We start from the raw sequence: 15,489 nt of genomic DNA, 5'->3' as shown, positions 1-15,489 counted from the left end.
GCGTACGGATCCATCAGGTCCTGATCCGCGCCCGGGGCGAGGAACGGGTCCGGGAAGGTGCCCGGTTCCGCGATCGGGTCCGGGGCCACGGCCCAGGGGTCGCGTCCACCGGCCGGCCAGGCCACATCGCTCATCGCGCTCGCTCCACTGGTCCGTCCGGCTGCTTCGGGCACGGCACCCTAGCGGAGCGGTCGTCACGCTACAAAGCGGGGCGACTACGGAACGTGGCGAACGGGTGAGGGGGTGCTCAGTAGGCGAAGGCGCGGGCCGTGTTGGCCGCCAGGGCCGTCGCCATGGCGTCCTCGTCGATGCCGCGGACCGCGGCCATGGCCCGTACGGTCAGCGGAATGAGGTACGGCGCGTTGGGCCGTCCGCGGTACGGGGCCGGGGTGAGGTACGGGGCGTCCGTCTCCACGAGCACCAGCTCCAGCGGGGCCACCGCCAGGGCTTCGCGCAGCGGCGCCGCGTTCTTGAAGGTGACGGTCCCGGCGAAGGACATGTAGTAGCCGGCGGCCGCGCACTCCCGGGCCATCTCCGCGTCTCCGGAGTAGCAGTGGAAGACGGTCCGCTCGGGGGCGCCCTCCTCGCGCAGGACGCGCAGCACGTCCGCGTGCGCCTCGCGGTCGTGGATGACCAGGGCCTTGCCCTGCCGTTTGGCGATCTCGATGTGTGCGCGGAAGGAACGCTCCTGCGCGGCCATGCCCTCCGGGCCGGTCCGGAAGTAGTCGAGTCCGGTCTCGCCGACCGCCTTCACGTGCGCGAGGGCCGCCAGGGCCTCGATCTCGGCGAGCGCGTCGTCGAGCGCGGCCTCGCCGCCGCCCGTCCGGGCGCCCTGCCGCGACCAGCCGTCGGGGTCCCCGTGGACGATCCGGGGGGCCTCGTTGGGGTGCAGGGCCACGGCCGCGTGGACGTTCTCGTACGCGGCGGCCGTCTCGGCGGCCCAGCGGGAGCCCTTCACGTCGCAGCCCACCTGGACGACGGTGGTCACCCCGACGGAGGCGGCCTTGGCGAGGCCCTCCTCGACGGTGCCGGACTGCATGTCCAGGTGGGTGTGGGAGTCGGCGACCGCCACCCGGAGCGGTTCGGGCAGCGGGGGCGGCGCGTCGTTCGGCGTACTACGGCTCATACGGCCGATCTTATGACCGGCGGAAGAACCCGAGCAGCCGGGCCATCAGGCCGGGCGGTTCCACCGGGACCGGCCCGGGGCCGTCGTGCAGGGCGGCCTTGCGGGGCTTCGGAGCCTTCGGGGCCCTCGCCGTGTACCCGGCGGGCACCGGTCCGGCGATGCCCGGGGCCGCGCGGTGGTGGTAGAGCTGGTCGAGCATGCCGATGACCGACTTGACCTGGCCCTCCCGCATGATCCGCACCACGTGGCCGCCGCAGTTCATGCAGGTCGGATTGGACAGCGGGGAGGGGACCCGCTCGCCGTCCGCCGTGTAGACGATGAACGGCAGGCCCCTGCCGTCGACGTGGTGTTCTATCTCGTACCCCTGCTCCCAGCCGTAGCCGCACTTCATGCAGGCGAAGGCGTACGCCTCGTGCACGGTCGGCACGGCGGCGGGACCGGGGCCCGTCGCGGGGGCGGCCGGGGCGGCCGGCGCGGCGACGGTCGAAGCGACGGGTCCGGCGGGTTGGGGGAGGGGTCGGGGTTCGGCGATCTCACTCATGCCAGCTCCTCTTGTTCCACTGCTGCCATTGCCAGTGGACGCCTCTTCGGGCGGGAGCGCATCAGGCCCTGTCTAGTGTTGGACGGTCCTTGGGCGAGTCATGCCCAAAGCGCCCGGTGCGCGGTCTGAGCTTTGCTTTTCAGGTTAGCTCTTTACCGACTCACGGCGACTTTTGTGCCGCGTTCTTTGCCGCCACGACCGCGTCGAACACCTCGCGCTTGGGTACCCCGGCCTCGGCAGCGACCGCCGCGATGGCCTCCTTGCGCCGCTCCCCCGCCTCCTCGCGCACCCGTACCCGGTTCACCAGCTCCTCGGCGTCCACATCGCCGGGGGCCGCGGCCGGAGCGCCCTCGACGACCACGGTGATCTCCCCGCGCACGCCTTCGGCGGCCCAGGCGGCCAGCTCGCCGAGCCCGCCGCGCTTGACCTCCTCGTAGGTCTTGGTCAGCTCGCGGCAGACGGCTGCGCGCCGGTCGGCGCCGAAGACCTCGGCCATGGCGGCCAGGGTGTCGTCGAGCCGGTGCGGGGCCTCGAAGTAGACGAGGGTGCGGCGTTCGCCGGCGAGCTCGCGGAGCTTGCCGAGGCGCTCGCCGGCCTTGCGCGGCAGGAAGCCCTCGAAGCAGAAGCGGTCGACCGGCAGGCCGGAGAGGGCGAGCGCGGTGAGGACGGCCGAGGGCCCCGGTACGGCCGTGACCTTGATGTCCTTCTCCACGGCGGCGGCGACGAGCCGGTAGCCCGGGTCGGAGACCGAGGGCATGCCGGCGTCCGTCACCAGCAGGACGCGCTTGCCTGCCTCCAGGGCCTCGACCAGCTCGGGCGTGCGCGCGGACTCGTTGCCCTCGAAGTACGACACGACGCGCCCGGTGGTGTACACGCCGAGGCCCTGCGTCAGCCTGCGCAGCCGCCGGGTGTCCTCGGCCGCGATCACGTCGGCCCGCTCCAGCTCGGTGGCGAGCCGCGGCGGGGCGTCGGCGAGGTCGCCGATGGGGGTCCCGGCGAGGACGAGGACGCCTCCCGCGAGTGCGTCGGAGGGGGCCGGGGAGGGGGCTTCGGCGGAGCCGGGCTGGTCAGTGGTCACCGCCCCATCCTCTCAGCCGCCCCAACCGCCGCGCCCCACACTCCCGTCCCCCTGGGTCCGGCACAGGGTCGTTCCCTACGATGTGCCGGTGACCAGTACCGCGACGCCGCCGCCCAGCCCTGCGGGGGCCCCGCCCGCCACCGAGGCCGGGCCCGGCCCGGACCCCGCCGACCAGCCGTCCGCCTGGCTGCGCCGCCTGCGCGGCTTCGGCTACGTACCGCCCGCCGGGGCGAAGCGGCAGTCGGACGTGCGCACCCGCCTGGTGCCCCCGTACGCGCGGCCGTCCGCGCAGCTGTGGGCGCAGATCGGGATCGGGCCGGCCGCGGCGGAGCGCTGGGAGCGGGTGCTGGCGTGGGCCGGGCCGCTGCTGGTGGCGCTGGTCGCCGGGGTGCTGCGGTTCGTCCATCTGGGCACCCCGAAGGCGGTGATATTCGACGAGACGTACTACGCCAAGGACGCCTGGGCCACGGTCAAGCAGGGCTACGAGGCGAGCTGGCCCAAGGACATCGACAAGTCGATCCTCGCCAACCCCGACGGGGTCCCCCTCCCGCTGGACCCGGGCTACGTCGTGCACCCGCCGGTCGGCAAATGGGTGATCGGGCTGGGCGAGTGGATGTTCGGCTTCGACCCGTTCGGCTGGCGGTTCATGACCGCGCTGCTCGGCACCCTGTCCGTGCTGATGCTGTGCCGCATCGGCCGGCGGCTGTTCCGCTCCACCTTCCTGGGCTGCCTGGCCGGCCTCCTGCTGGCCGTGGACGGCCTGCACCTGGTGATGAGCCGGACCGCCCTGCTCGACCTGGTGCTGATGTTCTTCGTGCTCGGCGCCTTCGGCTCGCTGGTGATCGACCGGGACAAGGTGCGGGCCCGGCTCGCGGCGGCGCTCCCGGTGGACGAGGAGGGGCGGACCCGGCCGGACGCCCGGATCGCGGAGACGCTGAAGCTGGGCTGGCGCCCGTACCGGCTCCTGGCCGGGGTCTTCCTGGGCCTGGCCTTCGGCACGAAGTGGAACGGCCTGATCGTGCTGGCCTTCTTCGGCGTGGTGATGGTCATGTGGGACGTCGCCGCGCGCCGCACGGCGGGCGCGGGCACCCCGTACGCGGCGATGATGCGCCACGACAACTGGCCCGGCTTCCTCTCCCTCGTCCCCGTGGCGATCTCCGTCTACGTGGCCTCGTGGCTCGGCTGGATCCTCTCCCCCGACAACGGCAAGGGCGGCTACTTCCGCGACTGGGCCGCCAAGAACGACCAGCACAGCTCGCTGTCCTTCCTCCCGGAGTGGCTGCGGAGCCTGTGGCACTACGAGACGGAGGTCTACAAGTTCCACGTGGGCCTGACCTCGGGCCACACCTACGAGTCGAACCCGTGGAGCTGGCTGGTCCTGGGCCGTCCCGTCTCCTACTTCTACGAGTCCCCCGCGCCCGGCACCGACGGCTGCCCGGCGACGGAGACGGCCAAGTGCGCGCGCGAGGTGCTGGCGCTCGGCACGCCGCTGCTGTGGTGGACGGGCTGCTTCGCGCTGCTGTACGTGCTGTGGCAGTGGTTGTTCCGCCGCGACTGGCGGGCGGGCGCGATCGCGTGCGCGCTGGGCGCGGGCCTGCTGCCCTGGTTCAACTACCAGGAGCGGACCATCTTCTTCTTCTACGCGGTGGTCTTCGTCCCGTACCTGTGCCTGGCGGTGGCCATGATGATCGGCGCCCTACTGGGCCCGGCAGGCTCCTCGGAACGCCGCCGCGCCCTGGGGGCGGTGGCGGCGGGCGTACTGGTGCTCCTGATCGTGTGGAACTTCATCTACTTCTGGCCGATCTACACCGGCCAGTCCATCCCGATGGATTCCTGGCAGAACCGGATGTGGCTGGACACCTGGGTGTAGCACCCACAACGACGGCCCCGACGCCTTCCGGCGTCGGGGCCGTCGTGCTGGGGCCGGAGCCGACGTACGTGGACGTGGACGCATTACGCTCGTGATCCACATCGACTCGGGGGAGTTCAGGATGCGTAGTGCCGTCGTCACGCCGGAAGGCGACCGGATCCGCTGGGTGGAACTGCCCGGGGCCGAACCGGCCCGGGTCTACCTGCACGGGCTGGGATCCACCTCGCCCGCCTACTTTGCTGCGAGCGCCGTGCATCCGCTGCTCGCCGGGCGGTGGTCCCTGCTGATCGACCTGCTGGGGCACGGGCACAGCGACCGGCCCGAGGACTTCTCGTACACGCTGGAGGCGCATGCCGACGCCCTCGCCGCCGCGCTGGAGCAGGCGGGCACCGGCGCCGCCGAACTGATCGCGCACAGCATGGGCGGCGCGATCGCCATCGTGCTGGCCGACCGGCACCCCCACCTCGTCTCCCGACTGGTGCTGGTCGACGCCAACCTGGACCCGATCCCGCCCGACCCCGCGGCCGTGGGCAGCAGCGGGCTCGCCACCTACACCGAGCAGGAGTTCCTGGCCGGCGGCTGGGCCGAGGTGCGCGACCGGGTCGGCGCGCACTGGTGGTCCACCATGCGGCTGGCCGGCCGCATCGCCCTGCACCGCAGCGCCGTCCACCTGGCCGCGGGCACGACGCCGACGATGCGCGAGCTGCTGCTGGGGCTGAAGATCCCGCGCAGTTACCTGCTTCCGGCCGAGGACGGCCACTTCCCCGGCACCGAGGCCCTGGAGGCGGCCGGAGTGGCCGTCGTCCCCGTCCCCGAGTCGGGGCACAACATCATGCTCGACAACCCCGACGGCTTCGCCCGGGCCGTCGCGGACGCCCTGGCCCGAAACTGAGGCACCGGTGATCCCGGAGGCACCAGGGCAACCAAACCCCTGAACCGTTTGTCTGTTCGACGTAAGGTCTACTCCATGGGCCACTTGAACGCGTTCAGCATTCAAGGGCCGGGGCGGGGCACACGGGAACGGGGAGAGGGAATGAACGGGGCTGCAAAGGGAGCCGTCGTAGGCGGGGCCTTCCTCGCGATGCTGGGCGGGGCCGTGTACGGGGTGTACGCACTGGTGGGGGACGCCGGTGACGACGACGTCAAGAGCACGAGCGCGACCGGCCCGGCGGTGCCCGCCAAGGGCACCGGGCCGGTCAGCGACAAGGATGCCGCGGCGACCGCCCAGGCCTTCTTCACCGCGTGGGCGGCCGGGGACGCCCGGGCGGGGGCCGATCTGACGAACAACCCGGCGGAGGCGCAGGGCGCCCTCGGCGAGTTCACGACCAAGGCCTACGTGTCCAAGGTCGCGATCACCCCCGGCACCCAGACCGGGACCACGGTGGCGTACTCCGTCGCGGCGGAGGTCACCTACGAGGGGGTCACCAAGCCCCTCGCCTACGAGTCCAAGCTGACCGTGGTCCGCGGCAACACCACGGGGCTGCCGCTCGTCGACTGGCAGCCCTCGGTGCTCCACCCGCAGCTCCAGAAGGGCGAGAAGCTGCGCGGCGGCCCGCCCGCCAACCCGCCGGTCAAGGCCGTCGACCGCAAGGGCAGGGAACTGACGGCCGAGAAGTACCCGTCGCTGCGCCCGGTCCTCGACAGCCTGCGCAAGACGTACGGGGAGCGGCAGGGCGGCAAGGTCGGCGCCGAGCTGTGGATCGAGCCGGTCGCCCAGGAGGCACCTCGGCGGACCCTGCTGACGCTGGTCGAGGGGAAGGCGGGCGAGGGGGAGATCGAGACCGTCCTGGACGCGGACGTCCAGGCGGCGGCCGAGCAGGCGGTCCTGAAGTTCCCGCAGGCCTCGGTGGTCGCCGTCCAGCCCAGCACCGGCAACATCCTGGCCATCGCCGACCACCGCGGGGACGGCTTCCCGGCATCCCTCAGCGGAGCCCGCGCGCCGGGCTCCACGATGAAGATCGTGACCGGCGCGATGCTGCTGGACCGGGGTCTGGTGGCGGCGGACAAGGTCGCCGAATGCCCGGCGGAGGTGAGTTGGGGAGGCAAGTCCTTCAAGAACCTGAAGGGCTTCAAGCTCGACGGCAAGACCTTCGCGACGAGCTTCGCCCAGTCCTGCAACACCGCTTTCATCAAGCAGATCAAGCCGGTCGACGATGACGACGCGCTCCCGAAGGAGGCCCGTGAGGTCTTCGGCATCGGCGCCGGCGTCGAGTGGAAGGTCGGCGTTCCCACCGTCGACGGAAAGGTCCCGGACGCGACCGGTCCGGCGGCGGCCGCCGCGTACATCGGCCAGGGCCAGATCCAGATGAACCCGCTGACGATGGCCTCGATCACGGCGACCGCCCGGACCGGGGTCTTCCGCCAGCCGGTCGTCGTCAAGGCCTCGCTGGACGGCCGCGAGATCGCGAAGGCCACCCGGAAGATGAAGCCCGCGGTGGCGACGCAGCTCGTGCGGATGATGAAGCTGACGGCCACCGCGGGCACCGCCCAGGGTGCGATGTCCGCGGTCCACGGCTCCGACAAGGGCGCGAAGACCGGCTCGGCGGAGGTCGACGGGGCGCAGAACCCGGACAGCTGGTTCACCGGCTTCAACGGCGACGTGGCGGCCGCCGCGATGGTCGAGGGCGGCGGCCACGGCAGCGACGCGGCGGGCCCGATCGTGGCGGCCGTCCTGAACGCGGGCTGACCGCGGGCCGACCGCAGGCCGACCGCGAGCCGGCCAGGGGGCTCGCCCCCCGCGGTCAGCTCTCCCGTACGTCGGCCAGCGCGGCCCCCGCGTGCCGGATCAGCTCGCGCGGATCCATCGGGAACACGGTGTGCGGGGTGCCCGCGGCTGCCCAGACCACCTCGTGGGCCAGCAGGGAGCGGTCCGCGAGGACCCGGGTGCGGGTGCGGTGCCCGAAGGGCGGCACCCCTCCGATGGCGTAGCCCGTGGTCTCCCGGACCAGGGCAGCGTCCGCCCGGGTCACGGCGCCCGCCCCCAGCTCGCGGCGCACCGCTTCCACGTCCACCCGGGAGGCCCCGTCCATGAGGACCAGCACCGGAACCCCGTCGGCCGCGAAGATCAGCGACTTCACGATCTGGCTGAGCTCGCAGCCGATCGCGGCGGCCGCGTCGGCGGCGGTCCGGGTCCCGTCGGGGAAGCTGCGTACGTCCGGTTCCAGCCCCAGTGCGGCGAGGGCTTCGGCGAAGAGGGGATGCGTGGTGGTCGTCATGACGGCACGCTAGCCCTCCCCGCCCCGCCCGCGCGACGCCCTTTCGCGGGCCCTAGAGCGCCGAGCGGACGGCCCGGACCAGGGCCTGGGCGCGCGGGTCGGCAGTGACCGACTTGGCGTGGGCGTTGGTGACGTAGCCGAAGCCGATGCCCGCCTCCGGGTCCGCGAAGGCCAGCGAGCCGCCGCGGCCCGGGTGCCCGAAGGAAGCCGGGGACAGCAGCGGGGACGCGGGGCCGTGCAGCATGTAGCCGGGGCCGAAGCGCGTGTTGACCACGAGCACGCGGTCGGGGCCCGAGGAGAACTCCTTGCCCGCCAGCGCGGTGGTGGCCGGGGTGAAGATCCGCGCGCCGTCCTCCACCACGCCGATGGTGGCCGCGTAGAAGCGGGCCAGGGCGCGGGCCGTGCCGATGCCCGCGGAGGCCGGCAGCTCCGCCGCCCGGTAGGCGGGGTCGTTCTCGTCGGGCAGCGGGTCGATGGCCGCGAAGGCGCGGCGGGTGAGGGAGTCCGGATCGGCGTAGGCCGCGGAAACGTTTCGCTTCGGCCGGGTCCTGAGCGTGCCCGCGCTCTCCGGCGGATCGACCGGCCCCACCCGGCCCACCCGGTGCTCCTCGGACTGCGGCAGGCCGATCCAGAAGTCCAGACCCAGCGGCTCCGCGATCTCCTCGGCCAGGATGCCCCCCAGCGAACGGCCGGTCGCCCGCAGCACCAGCTCGGACAGCAGCCAGCTGAAGGTCTGCGCGTGGTAGCCGTGCTCGGTGCCGGGCTCCCAGAAGGCCCGCTGGGCGGCGACCGCACGCGCTCCGGAGACCCCGTCCGCAGCCTCGGCCACCGTCAGCCCGCGATCCAGGGCCGGGACGCCCGCCCGGTGCGCGAGCAGGTCGCGGACCCGGGTCCGCTCCTTGCCGCCCGCCTTGAACTCCGGCCAGTACGAGCTCACCGGCGCATCCAGGTCCAGCAGTCCGCGCTGCTGGAGCAGCAGCGGTACGGCCGCGGCCACGCCCTTGGTCGCGGAGCGGACGATCTGCACGGTGTCCTCGGCCCAGGGTTCGGTGCCTTCGGCGTCCTTGCTCCCGCCCCAGAGGTCCACGACCTTGCGCCCGTCCCGGTACACGGACACCGCCGCGCCCCGGTCCCCGAGCACCTGGAAGTTGCGTACGAACGCGTCCCTGACGGGCTCGAAGCCCTCCGCCACCACACCTTGGATGTCCACGGCCTGTGCAACAACCTCCGACCGGCGGTTATGCCACCGCTGAGGCACCCCGAGTCAGCCGACGACGACCGAGCGCGGGTCGAAACCGAAGGGCAGCTCCAGCCGGTGCGCCCGCATCAGCGGCTCGTCGCACAGCACGTCCTGGGTCCTGCCGTCGGCCACGATGGTCCCCTCGCTGAGGATCACCGCGCGCGGGCAGAGCTCCAGCGCGTAGGGCAGGTCGTGCGTCACCATCAGCACGGTGACGTCCAGCGAGCGCAGGATGTCCGCGAGCTCGCGGCGCGAGGCCGGGTCCAGATTGGAGGACGGCTCGTCCAGGACGAGGATCTCGGGCCGCATGGCCAGCACGGTCGCCACCGCGACCCGGCGGCGCTGCCCGAAGGAGAGGTGGTGCGGGGGCCGGTCCGCGAAGGCGGCCATCCCGACCTGCTCCAGGGCCTCGCGCACCCGCTCCTCGAGCTCGGCGCCGCGCATCCCGGCGGCGGCCGGGCCGAAGGCCACGTCCTCCCGGACGGTCGGCATGAACAGCTGGTCGTCGGGGTCCTGGAAGACGATGCCGACCCGGCGGCGGATCTCGGCGAGGTTGCGCTTCTCCACGGACAACCCGGCCACGCTCACGGAACCGACGCCGCCGGTCAGGATGCCGTTGAGGTGCAGCACCAGGGTGGTCTTGCCGGCGCCGTTGGGACCGAGCAGCGCCACCCGCTCCCCGCGCCCGACGGCGAGGTCGACCCCGAAGAGGGCCTGGTGGCCGTCGGGGTAGGCGTAGGCGAGGCCGGAGACGTCGAGCGAGGGCGGGGGCGGGGGCGTGGGTGCGTTCAAAGGGTCCATCCCATCAGACAGACGGCGAGCGCCGTCACCGGGAGCGCGGCCGCGTACGCCCACTGCGTGCGGGTCGCCGCCACCTCGTCGATCACCGGCATCGAGCCGGCGTAGCCGCGGCTGACCATCGCGAGGTAGACCCGCTCGCCGCGCTCGTAGGAGCGGATGAACAGGGCTCCGGCGGTCTTCGCGAGGACCCCCCAGTGCCGGATCCCGCGCGCCTCGAAGCCGCGCGAGCGCCGGGCGATGGACATCCGGCGCAGCTCGTCGCTGATGACGTCCCCGTACCGGATCATGAAGGAGGCGATCTGGACGAGGAGCGGCGGCAGCTTGAGCCGCTGGAGGCCCAGCAGCAGGGCGCGCAGTTCGGTGGTGGAGGCCAGGAGTACGGAGGCGGCCACGCCGAGGGTGCCCTTGGCCAGGACGTTCCAGGCGCCCCAGAGGCCGGAGACGCTGAGCGACATGCCGAGGAACTCCACCCGCTCGCCCTGGGCCACGAAGGGCATCAGGACGGCGAAGGCGACGAAGGGAACCTCGATCAGGAGGCGGCGCAGCAGGAAGCCGAGCGGGATCCGGGCCACGGCGGTGGTCGCCGCGATGAGGACGGCGTACAGGCCGAAGGCCCACACCGCCTCGCGCGGTGTGGACACGACGACGGCCACGAAACCGAAGGTCGCGGCGAGTTTGCAGTGCGGCGGCAGGTCGTGGACCGGCGAGCGCCCCGGCCGGTAGAGCTTGTGGGCGTGACCCGCGCCCATGTCAGGCGGCCGGTACGGCCGTGGAGGCGGCCGTCAGGTCGGCGCTGCGGCGGCGGCGCACGGTCCAGAACACGCCGGTGCCGACGACGACGGTCGCGCCCACGCCGATGACCCCGGCGAGGCCGCCGGAGAGGCGGGCGTCGGAGACGTCCTTGACGCTGTAGTCGGCGAGCGGGGAGTCGGCGGCCGCGTGCTCGGTGACCTTCTGGTCGATGCCCTTGTCGGCGGCGACCTTCTCCAGTCCGTCCGGGCTGGAGGAGGCGTAGAAGGAGACGATGCCGGCCAGGGCCAGCGCGGCGACCAGGCCGGTGATCCACACGGGCTTGGTGGAGCGGGCGGCGACCGGCACGGCGGCGGGGGCGGAGGGGGCGTCGACGAGTTCGCCGCCGACGCGCAGCTTCAGCGGAGCGGACAGGCCGCGGGCGCCGTGGACGAGGTCGGGGCGGACGGCGATCACGGCGCCGACGGTGGCGGCGGTGATGACGGCCTCGCCGATGCCGATGAGGACGTGGACGCCGACCATCGCGCCGAACACCTTGACTACGGGGACGTCGGTGGTGCCGCCGATGGAGTAGAGGAGGGTGAAGAAGGCGGCCGCGGCGGGCACCGAGAGCAGGGCTCCGGCGAAGGCGGCGACGGTGATCGAGCGGCGGCTGTCGGGCAGCAGCTTGGCCAGCCCGCGGAAGACGACGTAGGCGACGACCACGGTGACGACGCCCATGGTGACGATGTTGACGCCGAGGGCGGTCAGGCCGCCGTCGGCGAACAGGAGGCCCTGCATGAGCAGGACCACGGACACGCACAGCACACCCGTATAGGGGCCGACGAGGATCGCGGCGAGCGCACCTCCCAGCAAGTGGCCGCTTGTTCCGGCCGCGACGGGGAAGTTGAGCATCTGTACGGCGAAGATGAAGGCGGCGACGAGGCCGGCGAGCGGCGCGGTCCGCTCGTCGAGCTCCCGGCGGGCGCCACGAAGGCTGACCGCCACGGCTCCGGCGGCGGCGACACCTGCGGCAATGGAGACGGGGGCATCGATGAAGCCGTCGGGCACATGCATGGTTTTGCTCCGCTTCCTGCGGTCCGGCGAACGGTCCGTTGAGCTGACGAACTCTTTAACCGTTCAAGAATAGGGCCTTCTTGCGAATGCTTGGCAAGAGCGGTGGCGCCACAAATAGCCCCGTGCGGATTCGTGGGAATGTGCGAGGCTGGGGGCAATACGGACGCAAATGTTCCGATTCGAGGAGTCTTGTCGATGTCAGCCCCGGCCGAGAATCCATCCGCAGGTGCCACCGCCACCCGGGCCGCGACCGTCACGGCCCCCCTCGTCGAGGCCCCCTTCATCGAAGAACGCGTGCGCGCCCGAGTGATCACCGACGACCCGCTCTACCGGGCCATCCCGGTCTGCCTGCGCTTCGTCCCCGACGAGCCGCTGGCCGTACGGATCGTCTTCCCCGCCGACCTCTCCCCCGAGGGCACCGACAACGAGTGGGTCTTCCCCCGCGCCCTCCTGGAGGCCGGCCTCCAGGCCCCGACCGGGACCGGCGACGTACGCGTCTGGCCCTGCGGGCGCGTCCAGGCGGTCGTCGAGTTCCACTCCCCGGAGGGCGTCGCGGTGGTCCAGTTCGACATCGCCGGCCTGCGCCGCTTCCTGCGCCGTACGTACGCACCCGCGCCCGCGGCCACCCGTTAGGCCCAGCCGGGCCCGTCCGATCCGGACGGCCGGGGCACGCAGAACGGCCCCGCACCGAGAGGTGCGGGGCCGTTCTGCGTGCGTACGACCGACCGAAGGGTCAGACGTTGGCCAGCTCGCGGTCCTTGTCGGGACCGGAGCCGTCGGAGGAGTCACCGAGGTGCTTGCGCAGGCTCTCGCCCTCCACGTCCACGTTCGGCAGGATCCGGTCGAGCCACTTCGGCAGCCACCAGGCCTTGTGGCCGAGCAGTGCGAGGACGGCCGGAACGATGGTCATGCGGACGACGAAGGCGTCGAAGAAGACGGCGATGGCCAGGGCGAAGCCGATCATCTTGACCATCTGGTCGCTGGCGCCCATGAAGCCGGAGAACACCGCGATCATGATGACGGCCGCGGCCACGACCACCCGGGCGCTGTACTGGAACCCGGTGACGACGGCCTGACCCGGCCGCTCCCCGTGGACGTACGCCTCACGCATGCGGGTGACCAGGAAGACCTCGTAGTCCATGGCCAGACCGAAGACCACGCCGACCATGAAGATCGGCATCATCGACATGATCGGACCGGTCTGCTCCACCCCGAAGAGCGAGCCGAGCCAGCCCCACTGGAAGACCGCCACGACGGCGCCGAGGGCGGCGACCACCGAGAGCAGGAAGCCGAGCGCCGCCTTGAGCGGAACCAGGATCGAGCGGAAGACGAGCATCAGCAGCAGGAAGGCGAGGCCGACGACGAGTGCCAGGTAGGGCAGCAGCGCGTCGTTCATCTTCTGTGAGAAGTCGATGTTCATCGCGGTCGCGCCGGTGACGAACACCTTGCCGCTGTCGCTGCCCTCGCGGATCTCGTGGACCAGGTCCTCGGTCTGCACGGAGGACGGCCGGTCCTTCGGGATGACCGAGATGACGGCCGCGTCCTTGGCCTCGTTCTGGGTGGCCGGCATGACCGCGGCCACGCCGTCCAGGCCCTTGATCCGCTCGACCGTCGCGTCGGCGAGCGCCTTGTCCCCGTCCACGACGACCATCAGCGGGCCGTTGAAGCCGGGGCCGAAGCCCTCGGAGAGCAGGTCGTACGCCTGGCGCTGGGTGGTGGACACCGGCTGGGCGCCGTCGTCCGGCAGGCCCATCTCCAGCTTGCTCGCCGGGATGGCGACGATGCCGAGGCCGATCACGCCCGCGAGCAGCACCATGACGGGGCGGCGCAGGATGAAGCGGGCCCAGCGGGTGCCGCCGTTGGGCTTGGCCTCCGCGCCTTCGGCGGCCGGCTTGGTCTTGCCGAGGAAGCGGGACTTGGTGCCGGCGGGCAGCACCTTCTTGCCGGCGAAGCCGAGCATGGCCGGGACCAGCGTCAGGGCGACGAAGACGGCGATGACCACGGTGCCGGCGGCGGCGAAGCCCATCTTGCTGAGCATCGGGATGTTGACGACGGCCAGGCCCACCAGGGCGATGACCACGGTCAGTCCGGCGAAGACGACGGCGGAACCGGCGGTTCCGACGGCCCGGCCCGCGGCCTCGTCGCGCTCGCGGCCCTCGGCGAGCTCCACGCGGTAGCGGGAGACGATGAAGAGGGCGTAGTCGATGCCGACGGCGAGGCCGATCATCATCGCGAGGGTGGAGGTGGTGGAGCCGAGGTCCAGCACGTTGGCGAGCGCGGTGATGGAGGAGATGCCGATGCCCACGCCGATGAGCGCGGTCAGCAGCGGCAGACCCGCGGCGATGAGCGAGCCGAAGGTGATGACGAGGACGATCGCGGCGATCGCGATGCCGATGATCTCGCCGGAGCCCGTCTCGGGGGCGGCCTGCAGGGCGTCGCCGCCGATCTGGACGTTCAGGCCGTCGGCCTTGGCGGCCGTGGCGGACTCCGTGAGGGCCTCGCGGGTGGCGTCCGTCAGCTCCATGCCGCTGACCTTGTACTTGACGCTCACGTAGGCGGTGGAACCGTCCTGACTGACGGCCTTGGCCTCGTACGGGCTGGTGACCGAAGAGATCTGGTCCTTGCCCGGACCGTCCTTCAGCTCGCTGACGATCTTCTCGACCTGGGGCTTGACGGCCTCGGAGTCGACCTTCTCGCCGGCCGGGGCCTTGATCACGATGCGGGCGGTGGCGCCGTCGGCGGCCATCCCCGGGAAGCGCTGGTCCAGCAGGTCGAAGGCCCTCTGGGCCTCCGTGCCGGGTATGGAGAACGAGCCTGAGGTGGGTGCGGACGCCGATGCCGCGCCGAAGCCGGCGACGAACAGCAGCGCCACCCAGACGAGGGCGACGAATCGGCGGCGCCGGAAGGCGCCCCTGCCGAGTCGGTAAAGGAAGGTGGCCACGTCGGTGGTTCTCCCGTTCGGGTCGTGGGATGGATCAGGGCATGGAATGCCGTTCCGACGACGAGAGCGGCGTGTCAGGAGCAGGCAGGAATCGAGCGCGGGGACAGCGCGGGCGGGCGGCTGCGCGGGTGAGCAGCCGAGCAGGTGAGCAGCCGAGCAGGATCAGACGCCGAGGGCGGGGAAGACCACGGCGTCGATGAAGTCACCGAGGAAGGTCCGGTCGACGGACCGGTCCTCGATGAGCGGAAGGGCGATGAACGCCCCGATGAGCATGTGCGGGACGAAGGCCAGGGCCGGACAGTCCGGGGCGATCTCGCCCCGGTCGACCGCTCTTTGCAGCATCTCCTGCAGTCCGTTGATCTCCGGATCGACCAGCAGGTCCCGCAGCGCCTTGTGGAGCTCGGGGCTCTCGTGCACCGCATGGGTCAGGCCCCGCATCAGCGCGGTGTCCTTCGCCATCTGGGCGTCGTCGGAGTTCTGGATCATGACCCCGAAGTCCCCGCGGATGCTGCCCGTGTCGATCTCCCGGAGGGAGACCGGCTGGGTGCAGCGCAGGGCCTTCGCGACCAGCTCGGGCTTGCTCCCCCACTGGCGGTAGAGGGTGGCCTTGCTGGACTTCGTACGGGCGGCGACCGCATCCATGGTCAGCGCCTCGTAGCCGACCTCGCGGAGGAGGTCGAGGACCGCACCGTGCAGTTCGGCTTCCCGTTCGGGGGTGATCCGGGTGCGACGCGACATGACCTCTTCGACCATCTCGGCATCTCCTCCCGACCTTGCCCAACCGAACGAAACCGTTTCGTACGGATCGACCATACCCCGGCCCCAAGCGAAACGAAACCGTTCCGTTTCGCTTGGGGCGTGGTGTCGGTCA

Annotated in this window: 14 protein-coding genes; 4 read left to right on the top strand and 10 right to left on the bottom strand. The window is 72.0% G+C overall.

Annotated features, from left to right (window positions below):
- Positions 1-247 precede the first annotated feature (247 nt).
- From ACFVX6_RS00315 to rsmI, 3 genes are all read right to left on the bottom strand, one after another.
- Positions 248-1,126, bottom strand: coding sequence for a TatD family hydrolase (locus ACFVX6_RS00315; RefSeq protein ID WP_383956350.1), 879 nt, complete (start codon positions 1,124-1,126; stop codon positions 248-250).
- Between the two features lie 10 nt (positions 1,127-1,136).
- Positions 1,137-1,517, bottom strand: coding sequence for a hypothetical protein (locus ACFVX6_RS00310; RefSeq protein WP_389686565.1), 381 nt, complete (start codon positions 1,515-1,517; stop codon positions 1,137-1,139).
- Between the two features lie 310 nt (positions 1,518-1,827).
- Positions 1,828-2,652, bottom strand: coding sequence for a 16S rRNA (cytidine(1402)-2'-O)-methyltransferase (gene rsmI / locus ACFVX6_RS00305; protein ID WP_389686563.1), 825 nt, complete (start codon positions 2,650-2,652; stop codon positions 1,828-1,830).
- A gap of 181 nt (positions 2,653-2,833) precedes the next feature.
- Here rsmI and ACFVX6_RS00300 point away from each other — a divergent pair, with 181 nt between their 5' ends.
- The 3 genes from ACFVX6_RS00300 to ACFVX6_RS00290 all read left to right on the top strand — a co-directional run bounded on the left by ACFVX6_RS00300 (position 2,834) and on the right by ACFVX6_RS00290 (position 7,301).
- On the top strand, positions 2,834-4,615 hold the full coding sequence (locus ACFVX6_RS00300) for a dolichyl-phosphate-mannose--protein mannosyltransferase (RefSeq protein WP_389686372.1): 1,782 nt from the start codon (positions 2,834-2,836) through the stop codon (positions 4,613-4,615).
- Between the two features lie 121 nt (positions 4,616-4,736).
- Complete coding sequence (locus ACFVX6_RS00295; protein WP_389686370.1) at positions 4,737-5,507, top strand: alpha/beta fold hydrolase; 771 nt, start codon at positions 4,737-4,739, stop codon at positions 5,505-5,507.
- A gap of 141 nt (positions 5,508-5,648) precedes the next feature.
- A complete protein-coding gene (locus ACFVX6_RS00290; RefSeq protein WP_389686368.1) occupies positions 5,649-7,301 on the top strand; it encodes a penicillin-binding transpeptidase domain-containing protein in 1,653 nt (550 codons plus the stop codon).
- 55 nt (positions 7,302-7,356) lie between these two features.
- Here the strand turns inward: ACFVX6_RS00290 and ACFVX6_RS00285 are convergent, their stop codons facing one another.
- The 5 genes from ACFVX6_RS00285 to ACFVX6_RS00265 are packed head-to-tail and all read right to left on the bottom strand — an operon-like array spanning position 7,357 to position 11,677.
- Positions 7,357-7,830, bottom strand: a complete 474-nt coding sequence (locus ACFVX6_RS00285; RefSeq protein ID WP_389686366.1) for a YbaK/EbsC family protein — start codon at positions 7,828-7,830, stop codon at positions 7,357-7,359.
- Between the two features lie 52 nt (positions 7,831-7,882).
- On the bottom strand, positions 7,883-9,040 hold the full coding sequence (locus tag ACFVX6_RS00280) for a serine hydrolase domain-containing protein (RefSeq protein WP_389686364.1): 1,158 nt from the start codon (positions 9,038-9,040) through the stop codon (positions 7,883-7,885).
- A gap of 54 nt (positions 9,041-9,094) precedes the next feature.
- Positions 9,095-9,871: an energy-coupling factor ABC transporter ATP-binding protein gene (locus ACFVX6_RS00275; protein ID WP_389686362.1), complete on the bottom strand. Its 777-nt coding sequence runs from the start codon at positions 9,869-9,871 to the stop codon at positions 9,095-9,097.
- Positions 9,859-10,620, bottom strand: a complete 762-nt coding sequence (cbiQ, locus tag ACFVX6_RS00270) for a cobalt ECF transporter T component CbiQ (RefSeq protein ID WP_389686360.1) — start codon at positions 10,618-10,620, stop codon at positions 9,859-9,861. The genes ACFVX6_RS00275 and cbiQ overlap by 13 nt, the downstream gene beginning before the upstream one ends.
- A gap of 1 nt (position 10,621) precedes the next feature.
- A complete protein-coding gene (locus ACFVX6_RS00265) occupies positions 10,622-11,677 on the bottom strand; it encodes an energy-coupling factor ABC transporter permease (RefSeq protein WP_389686358.1) in 1,056 nt (351 codons plus the stop codon).
- Between the two features lie 195 nt (positions 11,678-11,872).
- On the opposite strand from ACFVX6_RS00265, the gene ACFVX6_RS00260 reads away from it, so the two are divergent.
- Positions 11,873-12,310 (top strand): SsgA family sporulation/cell division regulator, encoded by a 438-nt coding sequence (locus ACFVX6_RS00260; protein ID WP_389686356.1) that lies wholly within the window; start codon positions 11,873-11,875, stop codon positions 12,308-12,310.
- A 100-nt stretch (positions 12,311-12,410) separates the two neighbouring features.
- On the opposite strand, the gene ACFVX6_RS00255 is transcribed toward ACFVX6_RS00260, so the two are convergent.
- Together ACFVX6_RS00255 and ACFVX6_RS00250 are read right to left on the bottom strand one after the other, a co-directional pair.
- Positions 12,411-14,618, bottom strand: coding sequence for an MMPL family transporter (locus ACFVX6_RS00255; RefSeq protein ID WP_389686354.1), 2,208 nt, complete (start codon positions 14,616-14,618; stop codon positions 12,411-12,413).
- A 162-nt stretch (positions 14,619-14,780) separates the two neighbouring features.
- Entirely contained in the window at positions 14,781-15,371 is a 591-nt protein-coding gene (locus tag ACFVX6_RS00250) for a TetR/AcrR family transcriptional regulator (RefSeq protein WP_389686352.1), read from the bottom strand.
- Between the last annotated feature and the right edge of the window lie 118 nt (positions 15,372-15,489).

The organism is Streptomyces sp. NPDC058289 (genome assembly GCF_042880975.1).
Lineage (GTDB): Bacteria > Actinomycetota > Actinomycetes > Streptomycetales > Streptomycetaceae > Streptomyces > Streptomyces stoeckheimensis.
This window is presented reverse-complemented; position numbering and strand designations above follow the sequence as displayed.